The sequence below is a fragment of the Pseudalkalibacillus sp. Hm43 genome (genome assembly GCF_051842935.1).
Lineage (GTDB): Bacteria > Bacillota > Bacilli > Bacillales > Fictibacillaceae > Pseudalkalibacillus.
In genome coordinates this window covers 331,926-348,531 of record NZ_JBPXRR010000001.1, presented here as the reverse complement: position 1 = coordinate 348,531, position 16,606 = coordinate 331,926, and the positions used below count along the sequence as shown (strand labels likewise).

The window sequence follows — 16,606 nt, the reverse complement described above, 5'->3', positions numbered from 1 at the left end:
ATGTACTAGTTTTTGAGAGCTTTGCGAGGGGTGATTTTGAGCGATCATGCATGAAATGCGGTCGATTTTAGAAAAATGGTGCTTCGTTTTAGAAAAACAGCGGGGTGTTTTAGAAAAATCAGGCACAGTTTTAGAAAATCTGTGCTCCGTCTTAGAAAAAACCACTCCGGTTTTAGAATTCAGTAAAATCTACCTACACAATTCCAATATGGATGAGGATGACGAAACGTCATCCTCTACATCTTTAAAATGCTTTTTTCGGTTTAAGAAGCACGGCAGCATAAATCGCAACGAGCAGTAGAAGCAGCACCAAAAAGCCGTTTTCGAACCCGATGTGCTCGATCGCGTAGCCGAAAGCTGGGAACCCGACCATGATCACGAAGCTTTCCACCAAACTGATCAACGAGAAAAAGGTGGAGCGCACATCGCTGCTCAACATGTTCTGGATGAAGTTCGAGAAAACTGGCTCGAATAGCGTCACCAGTTGCGCGAGTGCAAGGAAAGACAACACGATTCCGTGGCGCGGTGACACGATGAACAACACGAAAAAGAGCAGGTAGAACGCATAGCCGTATTTGACGATTGAGAAGAACGCCCACCTTTGCTCCAAACGGTATGCTAGCTTTGCCATCACTACACCCAACAATCCATCCACTGTAAAAATGACGCCGATGACAAACGAGGAGTATCCGAGCCTCGTAAAGTATTCCTGACCGTAAAATGTCAAGATGACGAGCACTGTGCTGACAGCGATGAACAGGACAATCGGCACACGTACCGGTGGATTCTCCTTCCAAACGATAAGACCACTTACAAACTGGTCCCGCCACGTTTGCAGAATCCCCTTCCGTTCGACCACCCTCATCTCCCGCTCAGGTTCGTGAAGTAGTAACACTGGAATCAACGCGAGCACCTGCATGACGATCATACCGCCATACACCCACTCCCAGCTGACTTCTGCCATCAAGCCTCCAGCGAGTTTCGCAAAACTGAGGGACAATAAGGCAAGTGCGGTCATGTTGCCGAACACTCTCGTGTAGTCCTTCTCACGGTTCACTTCCCTCAACGTATCATATGCGAGCGCTTGTTGCGCGCCCGAATGGAAGGTCAACCCTACTCCAAGCGACACGAACGCCAAACCGAAAAGGGTCAACGAATCACTGATCAACATGAATCCGGCATAGCCGATGCTCAACACGCTCCCTATGAGGATGCTGATTTTTCGCCCATAAAGGTCGGCAATCATACCGGTCGGAAGTTCGAATAAGACGATGCTCAAGTGCAGAATTGCCTCAATGATGCCGATTTCACCGAGCGACAAGCCTGAATCACTCAAGTAGATGACCCAGAGTGCGCGGTCAAAGAAAAGCTGACCGAAGAAAATGTATAAATAAATCATATTGATATTGCGATTACGAAACATATAAATCCTCCTAAACACAAAAAACCACAGGCAAATAAGCTTTACCTGTGGTTGGATGCTCCTGTTTTTTCAAAATGAAAAGAGAAAAGGCAGTCCCTTTTCTCTTCCAAATAAAATCCGATGAAAGGTAACTTATTCAATGTTGATGAAAGGGTTATGGAATTTGCCTAAAAAAGGACACACTGGTTCCGTTGAAGCGCAAAATCCCAAAAATGGTACTCATGAACGCGATAAAACGTTTCATGCAGTCCATACCCATTTCAAACATTGTGTCACCCTCCTTTTCCATTCAAGTTAATTCCATCGTAATCGAGTCAGCTTTCAATATCAATCTTTTTTAATAAAAACGTGATCGGGATGAGGATGGCTTAAAAAATCATGGTGGGAAATCGTCCATCCGTATGCTCCTGCAAAACGGAAGATCATCACATCACCTGCACGCAGCTGCTGAACGTGTTCTTTCCGGACGAGCACGTCATTCGGCGTACATAGTTCACCCGCAACCGTTACAACATCACCCATAATCCCCGGCCGTTCGAACGGGTAACGCCAATCCTCAACCGGATACACCTCGAATGGATGGCTAATCTTCCATGCGGCCGGGAGGCGTAAATGGTGCGACCCGCCTCGCAATACTGCAAAGTGCTCACCATGATTCGTTTTCACATCCAACACTTCCGCCAGATAAGATCCGCATTCTGCTGTCATGTATCGTCCAATCTCCAAGAACAGCGTGAGGTTTTCTTTTTCATAATAGTGGTGGAAACGATGTAAACCTTCTGCAAGCACCGACCAGTCAAAAGGCTGTTCCGGGTCCCAGTAATTGATGCCGATTCCGCCGCCGACATTGATGATGGGAGCATCCAACTTAAATTCTTCACGCCAGTACAAGGACTTTTCAATGCACAACTGGATGAATTTCAGATGTGCTTCTGCGTCCAGGTTGTTGGACATCGCATGGAAGTGAAACCCTTTGATGTCGATGTGTTCACAACCGAGCGCTTTTGTAATCAACGCCGGTATGTCTCGCTCATCCACTCCGAATTGTGTCGGAACACCCGACATGCGGATGTGGCTTTCGGAAACGTTCGTGCTCAGGTTCACTCGAATCAATACCGGTATGCGGACATCCATTTGTTCAGCGATATACGCCATCCGGTTCAATTCATGAAAGCTTTCTACATTCAAGTACTCTACGTTCGTCTGAAGCGCCGCACGGATCTCCTGATCTTTTTTTCCAGGTCCGCCAAAGAGCATCGGTTTTTCAGTCAACGTTCCGAGTTTCGTCATCTCGCCTTGCGAAGCGACTTCAAACCCGTCGATGATCGGTTCCAGCGTTTCGAGTATCGGCCGCTCGGGGTTGGCTTTTACCGCATAATACAACCGGCAAAACGGCGGTAAGCTCTGCTTGATTGTTTCCGCATGCTCCTTCAGGCGATCGAGGTCATAGACATACGCACAAATTGGCTCTTCGTTTCCTCGTGTGTGTAATTTATTTTCCAAATATCGTTGTACTGCATTCTTTTCGATTGTCAGCATGTGCTCTTCCTCCAACTTAAGTGTTCCATAAATCTGGTCGTTTCCAAACGATGAGTAAGGTGACAGCGAAGCATCCGAACCCCATGAACAACCCTGCCGTCATCGCTCCGAATTGTGCAGCAATGACACCGATCAATAGCGCGCCTAGTGGAATGTATGCCCTGTCCATTAATGCGATGCTCAACACCCTTCCACGTAATGCATCCGCCACTTGCATCTGAAGGGTGATCCGGCTTGTCGTACGGTACAACTGACTTGTAAAGCCGACCACCAACATGAGAACGATCGATAAAAAGTAGCTTGCGCTGAACAGGATGAAGCATCCGAGAAACAGCCCAAAGCCGAGGGCGGAGAAAATCAGGATCTTCCCCTGATGACTCGGTGGTTTTACCGATAGGACCAATGTTGCGATGATTGCTCCGACAGAGGATGCAGAAAGCAGCAGGCCAAAGCCATCCGGCCCCATCCCCATCAGTTCCTCGACGAACAAGGGGAGCATCGTCGTATAAGGGAATCCGAAAACCATCGGTGCGACAGCCATCAACAGAATCGATACGATCAAGCGGTTTTCTTTTATATACTGGAAGGTTTCTTTCAAATCCGACTTGTCCGATTTGACCGAGCGTTCAATCGGCACTCGCTTTTCTTCCTCCACACTGATGCCATTCAAGGATGCCATGATGACCAATGTCCCTAATCCGATCAGGACGAAGAGAATCGGTGCCTCCATTTTCAACAACATCCAGCCCGCTAACGCTGGTCCAACCATTCGCGCTACATTGATGACCATGGTTTGCAGTGAGATGGCATTCGGAAGTTGATCAGCTTCCACAAGATCAGACAAGAACGCGTTCCGGACAGGCACCTCGACCGTCATGAAGAGCGACCTGGCAAACACCAGCACATAAAGCCATACTATTGAAAAATCAGCATAGACCATGTACGCGAGAAAGAGCGTGCTTGCAAAAATTCCGGCGTAGCTAAACATGAGCACTTTTTTACGACTGTACCGATCGGCAAGGACACCAGCTTGCAGCCCGCACAACAAAATCGGAAGCAGCCGGCACGCGTTCAAAATACCGAGTGCAACGGGGGATTGCGTCCATTGATAGACAAGCCAGTTCAACAAGGTCAGGTCCATCCAATCGGTCGTACGTACGACGAAACTGCCAAACAGAAAATGGCGGAATGATTGGACTCTCAACGCAAATGAACGATTGGCTTGGATGAATCCAGGCAGTTTCTCAATCATCGGACGGATCCGCACAATGTAGCGGATTGGCTACCTCACTATAGCTATAGCCTTTTCCGTTCTCCAATCGCATTTTCGTCAAAGACTTATGTTTGACGATCGGCTGGTAAAGGAACGCTTCATCCTGAGAGATGTTTTCAGCGAGCCCTTTTTCAGCCGCTAAAGAACGGAGTGTCGTTGCGCAAACCTTTTTCACCCGTTTCCAGAACTCTTCCTCACGGATGCCAGAATATTGGACGAGCATGCGGATGATTTCACCGAGATGGTTTTGGAACACTGTGTAATAAAGCTTATTGTGCATTTCGTTCACGTCATTGGTAACGGAAATGGATCCAGGTGTGAACGAGATGTCCATCCCTTGATGATTCAAGCGTTCTCTGTAGATGCGAGAGCCTCCCCAATCTCGGAAAAAGAAACGGGACAATCGACCATTCTTGAAAACAGGGATGCTGTTCTGCAAGTGCCCTTCGAGCGCGATGCCGTACTTCACCATCAAAGTGAGATAACCCGGGATGACGGTCGTGATGTAGTCTTCAAAAAACGGGAAGGCTGCCCGGTTTTTCGTCAAATTGTTCTCTTCCGCATACTGGTTGATCAGCTCAGATAGGATCGTCTTCCCGGTGATCGGTGATGTCGCATATAATGCAGGTCCGGCAATGGCAAGTTCCTCGTCCTGAAGTTGATCCTCGATGCTTTCCCGCATGAGCATCGTCAAATTCCGGCTTTTCAACTCTTCATCAGATTTAAAGGCTGCACCCGCCACTTCATTCAACGGAATAAAGTTCGTTAGGTGTACCTCTTTTTCCATAAGGGATGTCATCATTTCTGTAAAAAGGGTCGAGTTCAGTGCCGTCTGAGTCGAGATGGATCGGACCGTCGAAGTCATCTGGCTGTTGACCGCAAGCTTCAACGCAGGCTTCGTGCGATCCTTCGGATATACGGTTCGGAACGAAGAAGTCGCTTCTGCTTTTAACGTGACGTTTTCAATCAAAATGATCTTACCTGTTTCCAGCTCGTCTCGGTATATGGTTTGAATCGCATTCTCATACTGCCATTCATGGACAGGGATGACGTCGAATTGTTCAGGATCGTATCCGCGTTCTGTTAATTCAATGAGACACTGTTCCAATTCCTCCGGGTAAAAATCGTCTAACAATCGCTTCGTCTCAGGAGTTGTCGAGACCACCCATTCACGCTCGACTGCCACAAACCGGACGTCGAAAGCTTGATGGAATTCCGGTGAATAGCGGAACACATCGTTCTCCGATAGACCGATTTTCGTCTTCGCACCTGGATGAAGATGATGCCCCTCCAAAACGAGCTGCTCAAAGAACAGGCTCGGTGAAAAGGATGCATCGGTCTCTCTTTTCTTCGAGAGATAATCCATTGTGCTTTCTGAACCCAGATGGCGAGCTTCTTCCTGTACTTCATCCTTCCACACATCATCAAACATGTACGCGAGCGTCAAGTTGGCAGCCCCGTTATCCAATTCCGAGATGAACGCGTCAAGATTCTCCGGTTTCTCTTCACCCTCATAAATCACCTTCAACAAATCAGAGGCAACAGAAATCGTCGTCATCTCTTCTGAACTGATGTGCAGGATGTCATCGGTCGTTTCGATCCGGTGATACGCAAACTCATTTTTAATCGGGAATACAAGGACCGAATGTTGAAGTTGAGCGATTTTATACGTCATCCCTTCAAGAAACGGATACCGCTCGATCTTATTATAAAAATGGTCGGGTAACTCCTTTTCGCCATTCATTGTGATCACAAGGGCCGAACCGATCTTTCTCAGATTGATGGCTTGTGAATATAAGCCGTTGATGTCTTCCCGGAGGATGGCGGAAGCTAATTTATGTAGAATACCCTTCCTCCCTCTCTCCAGATTTCCGAAATAGTGGGCAACATAGGCGGGTTTCTGTTTCATGACGTACTTGACACAATTGACTTCCTCTTCTAGCATGGACTCCTTGCTTGTCTTTTGTACGGCTGGCTTCTGAATCAATTGAATCGTCATTTTGGGAACACCTCATTTTTTATCAATAAAGGATTGGCAACGTCAACGTATGCATTCTCTGTGAATTTGTCTGTGAGTCTCATTTGGACGAGTGCTTTCATGCTCGATTTGTCCGATAAAATGTATGCTTCATCTCGGAGATTGTCCTTTGGAATGGAAGCATCCCTTTTCAGTGCTGCAAATACTTCCTCCACGACATTCCGGACAGGAGCCCACAAGCTGTATTCATCGAGCTCTAAGTTCCTTGCTAATGGAACGATGATTTCCCCTAGATGGTTATGGATGATCGCATGGAAGAAGATATCGAGCAGTTCTTCTCGCTTCGATGTCATGAGATTCGTGCTGTTGTTCAAGTCCTCTAATGCCATGTAAGTATTCAACCTGGATTCCATGATCCGGATGCCACCGTTATCCCGGACGATGACCCGTTTCGGCATTCCATCGCGGAATACGGCAACACAGTTCTGCATGTGGACTTCCATACTGATTCCATATTTCGTCATGAGCCCGATGACACCAGGCAGTAGTACACTCGCATATTGTTCCATATAATCCACGGCCGCTTCTGTAAGGCTAAGGTCCTTTCGTTTCGCCTGTTGCCTGATGAGCTCTTCCATCATGAGTTGTCCGGATACAGGAGACTCTGCAATCAATGCCGCTGCCGGTAGAGCTACTTCCCCTTCGGATAAGGTTTTCTCAGGATTTTCTCGTAAAATGGAAGCCATATTTTTCTGCAGGAAATACTTCTCACCTGCGTCAATGTCCTTCTTCGGTTCGAAGTGGATGCCTGCATCTTCACGCATGAAGCTTAACGTGTTTGCGATGAACGGATCTTCCGTTTGGATTTTCTGGAGCACGGATGAAATTTTCGGTCCGTTATAAGTAGATGCAGCAGACACCGTCCTAACTGCACTCGTCATCTGAACGTTCATCGCAGTCTTGATATGGTGATTGAGCTTACTTTTTAACGGTGCCAGCGATCGGAATGAAACGAGTGCTGCCGTTTCAATAGACACATGATCAAGCGGAATGATCACATCGTTTTGAATTTCCTCCTGATAATGTCGGTGAATTGTATTCTCGAGCTGCCACGGATGCACCGGTATCAGTTCATACTCCTCTTTGTTCAGTTGCTTTTTCGTAAGGGTGTTTTGGAAGGCTTGCTCCACTTTCGGATATTCTTCCATTAAAATTTGCGTCACGGAGCTCTCGATGTGAGTCAGTCGACAATACGCTTTATGGACGGCGACGGGAATGACGTTCGGCTGTCCTTCCCATTCAGGTGCATATTTCGTGATGTCTTCAGGCGATAATCCTAAACGCGTACGGGAGCATGGATGAATCGTATGTCCCTGGATGACCCATTGTTCAAAAAACCTAAGCGGACTGAAGTACGGGTCTTGTTCTGCCTTTTTCAACACATAGTCGAACGTATCATCGGCTTCCAGTTTTTTCGCTTCAGTACGGTCTTGCTTTTTACGGCATTCCGCAATTGTCAGTGCAAGCGCGAAATTGTATGTGCTGTTGGTGATTTCCTTACTAAACTGTTCCATGTTGTCGAAGGTGAGAGTGAGTCCATTGACAATCATCAACATCAACAGTTGATCCGGACTTATGAGATCGCTCTTGTTCCCTTTTCGATCGGTATAGGTGATGTGACCACCGATATCGATCTGTCCAAGGATATACTTTTTCTCAATCGGAACTTCGATTTGTTCCTCTTCACTTAATCGAATGATCGCTGTGTGTTCAGTCCAGCTGGATTTAACGATTTTTTCTCGTAAAATCGCTTGAATCAGCTGACGAAGAACCATCTTTTCTGCGGTCTTGATGTTTTCTCGGTATCGTTCTACAAGATGTGGGTATTCTTTATGCAGGTGTTGTTCAATTGCTCTATCATAGGTGTCTGAATCTAGTTGATTGTTCAGCATTGTCGCTTCCAATCACGATCCCTCCCAGGCTATATTGAATGTTATATGTGTTAGTGAAAATGATTATCAATTACGCAATACCCATATTAATTGATATTGATTCTCAATGTCAATTCGAAATTCCAAATACGATTCCTTTGGTCCAGTTATTGATCATTTCATTGCCTGAATTAGGATAAAACGGTACATCGAGGGGGCTTTTGGCCTATCTAAGTGAAGGCTTAACATAATGAAAAAAGGCTGCCATGGAGGCAGCCTTCCTTTTTACAATTAATGATCGTGGTTGTGGGACATTTTGTCTTGAAGTGCATCCGAGAGGTCCGTTGCAGGAACTTCAATCATGTCAATACTGATGTCCGCTTTCAGATCCAACGTGTTTGCAGGTGATTCATCCGGGAAGGTGACTTTCAGGATGTCCAACCCTCTCGTTGGGTCATACGCGTACACATAGTTCGTATGTTCACCATTTGCCTTACCTTCTTCATCACGGTCAGGGACCCATTGTGCTCCCCAAGTTTCTTGTATTCCAGTGAACCAGTAACCGATTTGCTTGATGTCGGACGGATCTCTTACGTCCAAAATCCTAACGCCTTGTTGATAATAACCGATCGAGACGAATCCTTCCTCATGATAGGATGAATAGTGAGCTGAACAGATGAAGCCAGCCTTCGTATTCGTATCGGTTCCTAAAATCTTCGAGTTCCATGTATCGAGCGGTTCGATCGTCCCCGATCCTGGCTCGACGTTCGTCTGTCCTTCAAACTCGTCCAAGTTTTGCAAGTGCCAAGTTTGGAAAGATCCTTCGTCATCACAAGTACCTGGGTGCAGGTAATCTTCTTCTGTCACCATGACAACTTCTCCAGCGCGGATCTGATCAGCGGTCCTTTCTGTGCTTTCACCTGTTTCCATCTCAGCTGGAGCCCGATTTTCGAATTGATCGCCGTTCGGTCTCAGCGTGTTGTGATGGATGAAATTGTTCCACGATGTTCCGTTCAGTCCTCTTTCATCCGTCGAGTTCAGTACGACCGGGTTCAACGGATCGGAGATGTCATACGCGACCGTTCCTGCAAGTCCTGTGTGCCAGGCAATTCCTGTAGAATCGATGTCCCAATCGTGTCCGACAGCGTCAACTGAGCTTGGGAACACCTTTTCTTCAAAAGCGTTTGCCGGATCTTCCAGATTAATGATTGAAAATGCCGGATTACCATTCTCATCCTCACTTCCGGAAGTGTAAGCGTACGTACATTCATCATTTGCACATGTGACGGTGTGTGTCCGGGTCGTTGTTTTCACACGGGATGCAACGTATGGATTTTCCGGGTCTGAAACATCCACGACTGCAACCTCTGTTCCGGTAGAAATGCTTTTATCGTCATAGGTGGGTGTGACGCCGGCTGGATCATAGCCGATTAAAACGAATTTCGTGCCGTTTTCCCGTTCCCCGAAGGTCATATCCTCATTTTCAAAATGAGCTTCCGGGAGTTCTCCTTTCAGCATTGGCTTTGTAGGGTCTGTGATATCATACACTGCGATGCCAGAAAGCGTATTGGCATACATGTAAGGCTCCATTTTGGAAAAAGCAGCGGAAATGATCGACAAGTGGGGCATATTGTTCACAAGCTGCACGTTGTCACTAGAAATGACTGGAACATTCGCTTCCCCCTCCAAATTGACATGCGTCGCGTCTACTGAGGAAATACCACTTCCGAGTATCAGCATGACGGCTGCAAACAGGGTGATCGCTCTTTTCATCTCGATGTCCTCCCTTTTCGTAATACACTACGGTTTCCATAAGGAGAAGCAGAGTTCCTACGTACAAAAGTTTAAAATCACCCTACTACTTGTTGTCTAATTTGATTTGTGAAAACAGGTCGAAATTCACGCACAAAAAGAAGAGGTGCAGTCGAAACCTCTTCTTTCTATCCTTCATTTTGGTTTTTTCTTAATTTGGAGGATAGAAAGGGTCTCTTTCTATCCTTCATTTTTGGCTTTTATAGTTTTGAGGGATCGAATACGTCTCTTTCTATCCTTCATTTTACCTTTTCCATAATTTCAAGGATAGAACGGCCTATTCCCCGGTCGTACTGATCTCTTCCTGCAAGATTCGGTTCTGATTGGCGAGCTCCAAGAACAACTCGATGTCCTGATTGTTTTTCAGCGTAATGACTTGCTTCTCACCTTCGTATTCAGCTAATTTCCACAGGATATCCACTCGTTTTTCAACTGGAAACTCCCATACATATCGTAAAAACGCCGCGTCCAAACGCTCTGTACAACCTTCCCCCATGTCCGGGCGGCTCTTTCCGTGGAACATGAGCCTCCTTTTAATGACCCTATAAAAGCATTTCGACCTCGGTATGTCTAGAAAAACGATCGTATCCGCGGCGTCCAAACGAATATCCATCGTCGAACCGAAATTGCCGTCGATGATCCATTGATCCTTCTGAACAAGCTCCAGTTGAATTCTACGAATCTCTTCTCTCGAAGACTCTACCCACCCAGGCTTCCAATAAAGCCGGTCCAAGTGATAGACTTCGATACCGGAAACAACGCTTAGCCTCCGGGATAATGTTGATTTACCAGCGCCTGGTGAGCCGATAATGGCAATTTTCTTCATAGGCAGAGCCTCCTTATGTTCATCCTATACAAAGTGTATTACAAGAAGTCTAGAAGAATCCTAATTTACCATTTTTAATCATGGATCAACATCTAATGGAATTTAATGTTAGTATAAGGGTAAGAAAACTGCAAATGCGATTCCTCCTGAAAGGAGCATGTTTCATGGGTTGGTTTTTCATTTATTTAGGCGGTCTCCTTGCTTTTGCCGGTATAATTGATTGGAGAAGAAGACGCAACAATAACAAAGGTGAACGTCCCATCAATTCGCACGCAAAACAAGGTGAAAGCACGAATTATGTAATGGGTGACAACGAGTACATGAACGGAGGAAGTTAAGCTGAGCGACGAACTTCGTCGGTCAGTTTTTCCTTTAAGATTTGACATAAAAGGAGTTTAACAGCAATGGAATTTACAGTGGATCAACACTACTTCTATGAAGCGATTTCCGATATTCGAAAAGGGATTTCCATATCAAGCATGATTCCAGCCACAGCAGGTTTTTGTTTAGTGGCAAAAGATAACGGTCTGACTATAATCGGGACAGACTTGGACTTGTTCATCCAGAGGGATATCCCTGCAGTGGTTGACGGGCAAACGATCGTTGAAATTACAGAGCCAGGCGAAGTCCATGTCCCGAGCAGACATTTCAGTGAAATCGTCAAGCGAATGCCTGCCAAGGTCTCAATCCAAGTAGACGACCATCGCTTTGTAAAAATCCAATCCGGTTCCATCGTGACAAGGTTGAATCAATTGAAAGTCGATGAGTTCCCTCCATTCCCGAAAGCGAACACGGATATGCGTTTGATGTTGAATCGGGATGATTTTGCGGAAATGATTCAACATACGCTCTTTGCGGTTGCAAAAAATGAGACAAGACCTGCATTGACGGGATTGCACATGGAGTTTCACGATCAAAAGCTTTCATGTGTAGCAACCAATTCAATCCGTCTAGCCATGCAATCATTACCGGTTGAAGCGGATTATGAGTTTTCGTGTATCGTGCCGAGCTCGACCTTGAAGGAGTTTATGAAGCTTCGCTCGTCGTTCTCAAAAGAAGTGGAACTTTCCATCAGTGAAAACCATGTCCTTTTCCAATCGGATCAAATCAAGCTGTATTCAAGATTGATCGAAGGAGCTTATCCAAGTACAACAGGATTGATTCCTACAGATATGAAAACTGAAATCATCATGGATACGGAACAGATGCTTGAAGGAATTGATCGATCCTATTTCCTGGCGAGCGATCAAAAGAATAACAATGTGAACCTTGCCATCAGTGAAGAGGGTCAACTGCAGATTTCTTCCACCTCATCAGAAGTGGGACAAATCAAGGAAACACAGGAAATCAAGGAAATCATCGGGGAGCCATCATTGGAAATCTCGTTTGATGGTCAGTTAATGATTGATGCACTGAAAACGTTGAAAGACGACCAGGTCTCCATCAGTTTCAACGGCTCGATGCGCCCGATCCTCATCAAGCCGGCAACCGAAGAAGATGACCAGGTTCACCTTATCTCCCCAGTGCGTTCATAAGTTTGTATAGTAGAGGCTGACTTTGGTCAGCTTCTTTTTTATGGAATTGATCTATCATTTCTGATTTTGATCTATAATTTCTCATATTTATGGGAAAACCGGAAATCTGATCTATAATTTCTCATTTTTATCGGAAATAGAACGTTTTTTATGGGAAATACATCAGATCCTGTGGTTACATCTTAAAACAAAACCGTTTTAACCACTTTCATGCCTCATTATGCATAATTTCACTCCCAACGCTCATCAAAAACAGTAAAAATCGATTATCAATTGACACGCAACCATTTAGTTGCATATAATACAAACATGGACAACGTATTTAAAGCACTGGCCGATGCCAGTCGGAGAAAATTGATGGATTCACTCTACATAAAGAATGGACAGACATTGAGTGAACTCTGTAAACACCTTGAGATGTCGAGGCAAGCTGTTACGAAGCACTTGAAACTACTAGAAGAGGCGAACCTCGTCACTGTCGTTTGGAAAGGACGCAGCAAACAGCACTATCTGAACACTGCTCCCATCAGTGAAATCTATGATCGTTGGATTGGAAAATACTACCGACATCGCTTAGAGGCACTAAATGAGCTGAAATCTAAATTAGAGGAGGAATAGGATGAGTAACCGCACGTTCGTATACTCGACGTACATCGCTTCTACCCCTGAAAAAGTGTGGGAAGCACTGACTTCCGGGGATTTTACGGAACAATACTTCTTTGGACACCGCGTCTCTTCGGATTGGAAAGAAGGTTCTGAAGTTACTTTTTTGAGGGACAAGGGTGGTGTGGATATAGAAGGTAAGGTGTTAAAGAGTGAGCCATATCAACGGTTGACATACACCTGGAGTTCACCGGAAGATCCTACCGAGCGAGATGAAACGACGGTCGTCACTTTCGACTTGAAACAAATGGAGGACACTGTAAAACTGACAGTGATCCACGAGAACCTCGTCGACTCAGACTTCGTAGAAGATATGGACACCTTCCAGGGCGTCAACAACGGATGGCCAGCCATTCTCAGCAACCTGAAAACACTTCTGGAATCCGGCAAAACGTTACCCGCTGTAAAAGTTTAATCAGAACAAGGCTACTGGCATTTCGCCGGTAGCCTTTCCTTATATATTGAAGTATTGAAGAATCAGAATGACTGTTCCAACAATTGTTTTAACGTATCCAGGTCTTGCTGTACTTGAGAAATGTCCTGGTTGAACTGCTCTTCTGACATCATCGGCTGCTGGAAAACCGTTAAGGTCACTTCACAGCCTGTACCGTTAGGAAACACACGCATCGGCACCATGATCGACTCTTCTGGCGAAGGTGTAACAAAGTGATCAAGAATGCCGAAAACATTGTGATCGACGAAACGAAAATTCATTGGACCATCCCCACCATCAACAATCCACTGGTCATTTATCTTTTTAACAGATTTGAAGAACGACCATTGAGGCAGATTTTCCGGGTTAGAAATGTACGCGTACGCTTTATTCACACTGCAATCAATGGAAATGGATAATGTTTCGGCATTGACTAGAGACATCTCGTCCCATCCTTTCGCATCCTATTTGTACACCATTATAAAACTTTATCACTCTCTTGGATGCCAGCTTCTTTCAACGCTTTCTCAAGGCTATCGAATCTTGCGATGAAAGCGACTTTACCATCTTTCACTTTCAGGACTGAGGCAGCATTCGCTTCACCTGCTGTCCTGCCTTCTTGTCCACTCCATTTCGCGTGTTGCTCATAAACCAGTACGCCTTTTCTGCCATAGATGGAGAGCGTTTCGAGTTTCAGGCCTGTTCGCTCCAGCCAATCGACCAACAGTCCTTTTCCGAAACCGGAGCCTCTCGGACCTGAAATCTCAATGGTTGGAGATGTGATTTCCAATAAGGCTTCAATTTCTAGCGCATTGCATGCATCCAGCCACTGATCGGCAATGATGATTTCTTCTTCAATGTATTTGTCTTCTTCCTCTTCCTTTTCTTTGAGGAAAGTCGCCATCTCTTCATCAAATGAATAATTGAACGTAATCGAAAAGGCATCCGATTGTGTCGACTCTACATCAAAAACGCCTTCGATCCCTTTCAAATCTCCTGTGCCTGATTGTGGAATCACTTTTTGCGTGGACGAGAGAACTCCGTTTTCAAAGGTTCCGTTATGTTCAATGACAAAACTGCCGATCCGCTCTCCGATATTGCCCGTAAATCGCTCCAGGCCATATACCGTTGCAGCGGTTTCTGTAAAATAACATTTCAATTCTTCCAGTATACCTTCTCCACGCAGGTCACCTTCATAACTCATTTCAAAATGACTTTTTGTCAGTTTAGGTCCACCTTTAATGTCACTGTAAGGGATTTCGCTCCCTCGTTTTATTTTTATGATAGATGATGCTTGTCCTTCCATAACCAACTACCTCCCCTTTATAAATGAAAAAATCATTCGATAACGACACACGATAAGAGGTAAAATCAATTCTCTGTTTTCCCCTCCCTATAGTCATTCGGAGGAAACAACAGCATTTCGGCATAACATTGGTATTTTTTTCGAAAACTTCATCGTTCTATTTGCTTATTCGATTTCTGAACGGATATTCCTTTAGAGTTCGGTAAAAATAGACGCTCAAGCCGGTACTATAAAAAAAAGTGTGACCCTCATGAGGGTCACACTCTAGGTATTTATCCTGCACAACAGGAGAGCTTAGATACGTCTTTATCAAACGATAGGCTTGCAAGCTTGATTCCTTCTGCCATGGTCAAATAAGGAACCATTGTTTCTTTGAGATCCTCTGCTGTCAGTTTGAATTTGACCGCTAGAGTTGCAGCGTAAATGATTTCACCTGCATTTTCTGCGACCACTTGTACACCAAGAATTTGTTTGGAATTCTCTTCTACCACAATTTTGAACAACCCTTGGGTTTCGTGATTGGCTAATGCTCTTGGAACAGCATCCAACGGTAACGTCGAAGTCGCAACCCTATACCCTTCCTGAATTGCTTCTTCCTCTGTGAGTCCCACTTTTGCTATCGATGGATTCGTAAATGTGACTGCTGGTACTGTTTTTAAATCCACTTTTTCTTTTTCCTTTTGTAGGATGTTCTTTGCAACAAGACCGCCCTCATAGGCAGCAACATAAACGAATTGCGGGCCAAGAATAACATCTCCAGCTGCAAAAATATGTGGCACATTGGTTTGGAGATATTCATTGATTCGTACTTCGCCGTTTTCCCCCGTTTCGACTCCCGCCTGTTTAAGTTGGAGTGCACTTGTATTCGGTTTTCTTCCTGCTGCTACAATCACCTCATCCACTTTAAGCTGTTTTTCTTCTCCGTTTCGTGTGTAATGTATGATTTTTATGCCCTTATCCTCATCGACTTTGTGATAGGTTACGCCTTTTTCAAACTGAATGCCTTTGTTACTCAAAATATCTCCTACAACGTCGGAAATTTCAGGATCGTACTCTTTCATCAGGCGTTCACCTCGCTGGAGAAGCGTAACTTCAGCCCCAAGGTTGTGAAACATTTCTCCAAGCTCCATTCCTACATATCCAGCTCCGATTACAGCAATCCGTTTCGGTATTTCCGATAATTCAAGCGCTTTTGTACTCGTCAAATAATCTACGTCCTTCAGTCCAGGAATCTCTGGAATAGATGGTGAGGCTCCTGTTGCAATCAAAAAATGTTCTGATGAGTAGGTATGGTCCGCTACAGAAATCGTGTTTTGACCCATGAATTTGGCTTCACCTTGCAGTAAATCAATGCCATATTCCTTGATCAGATCTTCGTACTTTTCTTTCCTGAGTCGTCCCACCAATTCATCTTTCTGTTTTTTCAGTTGAGCAAAGTCGGGGGCTTCAGCTTTCGTGGACAGTCCATTGAATGGCTGATTGTTGGCCAAACGTTGGATGTCTCCCGCTCTGAGCATCGTTTTCGATGGTACACATCCAATATTGACGCATGTTCCGCCGATTGTCCCCTTCTCTACCATCGCTACTTTCGCTCCTCCTTCAACTGCCTTGATCGCTGCTGAGAAAGAAGCTGCCCCAGATCCGATTACAATCAAATCATACATCGATTATCCACTCCTTTTTCGATATTTATCGTAGGCGTAAATCGTCAAACCAATGAATACAAAAAGCGCTGGTATCAACACATAGTCGAGGTAACCTGTGAATGCCCCCAGGCCAATCGCCCCAAACAGGATGACCAAAATCGGTGTCGCACAACAAATGAGCGTCAATACCGTTCCAATGATCGCCCCTGTTAATAACCTTTTCTCTTTTTTCATCAACTCA

At 45.2% G+C, this 16,606-nt stretch carries 14 protein-coding genes and 1 pseudogene; 4 read left to right on the top strand and 11 right to left on the bottom strand.

Going from position 1 to position 16,606, the window contains the following annotated elements:
• Positions 1-244 precede the first annotated feature (244 nt).
• From ACSVDE_RS01865 to ACSVDE_RS01835, 7 genes are all read right to left on the bottom strand, one after another.
• Complete coding sequence (locus tag ACSVDE_RS01865) at positions 245-1,423, bottom strand: MFS transporter (protein WP_439299262.1); 1,179 nt, start codon at positions 1,421-1,423, stop codon at positions 245-247.
• Between the two features lie 327 nt (positions 1,424-1,750).
• A complete protein-coding gene (locus ACSVDE_RS01860) occupies positions 1,751-2,962 on the bottom strand; it encodes a type III PLP-dependent enzyme (RefSeq protein ID WP_439299261.1) in 1,212 nt (403 codons plus the stop codon).
• A gap of 16 nt (positions 2,963-2,978) precedes the next feature.
• Positions 2,979-4,214 carry an MFS transporter gene (locus ACSVDE_RS01855; protein WP_439299260.1) on the bottom strand — a complete coding sequence of 412 codons (1,236 nt, stop codon included), beginning with the start codon at positions 4,212-4,214 and terminating at the stop codon, positions 2,979-2,981.
• On the bottom strand, positions 4,207-6,234 hold the full coding sequence (locus ACSVDE_RS01850) for an IucA/IucC family protein (protein ID WP_439299259.1): 2,028 nt from the start codon (positions 6,232-6,234) through the stop codon (positions 4,207-4,209). Before ACSVDE_RS01850 ends, ACSVDE_RS01855 begins: the two co-directional genes overlap by 8 nt.
• Positions 6,231-8,177, bottom strand: a complete 1,947-nt coding sequence (locus ACSVDE_RS01845) for an IucA/IucC family protein (RefSeq protein ID WP_439299258.1) — start codon at positions 8,175-8,177, stop codon at positions 6,231-6,233. The genes ACSVDE_RS01850 and ACSVDE_RS01845 overlap by 4 nt, the downstream gene beginning before the upstream one ends.
• A 258-nt stretch (positions 8,178-8,435) precedes the next feature.
• Positions 8,436-9,917: an LVIVD repeat-containing protein gene (locus tag ACSVDE_RS01840; RefSeq protein ID WP_439299257.1), complete on the bottom strand. Its 1,482-nt coding sequence runs from the start codon at positions 9,915-9,917 to the stop codon at positions 8,436-8,438.
• A gap of 316 nt (positions 9,918-10,233) precedes the next feature.
• Positions 10,234-10,782 carry a DNA topology modulation protein gene (locus ACSVDE_RS01835; RefSeq protein ID WP_439299256.1) on the bottom strand — a complete coding sequence of 183 codons (549 nt, stop codon included), beginning with the start codon at positions 10,780-10,782 and terminating at the stop codon, positions 10,234-10,236.
• A 164-nt stretch (positions 10,783-10,946) separates the two neighbouring features.
• Between ACSVDE_RS01835 and ACSVDE_RS01830 the strand changes: the two genes are divergently transcribed.
• The 4 genes from ACSVDE_RS01830 (at position 10,947) to ACSVDE_RS01815 (ending at position 13,395) form a co-directional block, all read left to right on the top strand.
• Positions 10,947-11,120 (top strand): hypothetical protein, encoded by a 174-nt coding sequence (locus ACSVDE_RS01830; RefSeq protein WP_439299255.1) that lies wholly within the window; start codon positions 10,947-10,949, stop codon positions 11,118-11,120.
• Positions 11,121-11,186: 66 nt separating this feature from the next.
• Positions 11,187-12,317 (top strand): DNA polymerase III subunit beta, encoded by a 1,131-nt coding sequence (gene dnaN, locus ACSVDE_RS01825; protein ID WP_439299254.1) that lies wholly within the window; start codon positions 11,187-11,189, stop codon positions 12,315-12,317.
• Between the two features lie 309 nt (positions 12,318-12,626).
• The gene (locus tag ACSVDE_RS01820; RefSeq protein WP_439299253.1) at positions 12,627-12,935 is read left to right on the top strand and encodes an ArsR/SmtB family transcription factor; all 309 of its coding nucleotides are present in this window, start codon (positions 12,627-12,629) and stop codon (positions 12,933-12,935) included.
• A 1-nt stretch (position 12,936) separates the two neighbouring features.
• Positions 12,937-13,395: an SRPBCC family protein gene (locus ACSVDE_RS01815; RefSeq protein WP_439299252.1), complete on the top strand. Its 459-nt coding sequence runs from the start codon at positions 12,937-12,939 to the stop codon at positions 13,393-13,395.
• A 62-nt stretch (positions 13,396-13,457) separates the two neighbouring features.
• Here the strand turns inward: ACSVDE_RS01815 and ACSVDE_RS01810 are convergent, their stop codons facing one another.
• From ACSVDE_RS01810 to merF, 4 genes and pseudogenes are all read right to left on the bottom strand, one after another.
• Positions 13,458-13,856: a hypothetical protein gene (locus ACSVDE_RS01810; protein ID WP_439299251.1), complete on the bottom strand. Its 399-nt coding sequence runs from the start codon at positions 13,854-13,856 to the stop codon at positions 13,458-13,460.
• A 35-nt stretch (positions 13,857-13,891) separates the two neighbouring features.
• A complete protein-coding gene (locus tag ACSVDE_RS01805; protein WP_439299250.1) occupies positions 13,892-14,719 on the bottom strand; it encodes a DUF3224 domain-containing protein in 828 nt (275 codons plus the stop codon).
• Between the two features lie 272 nt (positions 14,720-14,991).
• A pseudogene (gene merA, locus ACSVDE_RS01800) lies at positions 14,992-16,380 on the bottom strand (mercury(II) reductase); the annotation flags it as partial.
• Between the two features lie 6 nt (positions 16,381-16,386).
• Positions 16,387-16,599 (bottom strand): mercury resistance system transport protein MerF, encoded by a 213-nt coding sequence (merF, locus tag ACSVDE_RS01795; RefSeq protein WP_439299249.1) that lies wholly within the window; start codon positions 16,597-16,599, stop codon positions 16,387-16,389.
• Positions 16,600-16,606: the final 7 nt, after the last annotated feature.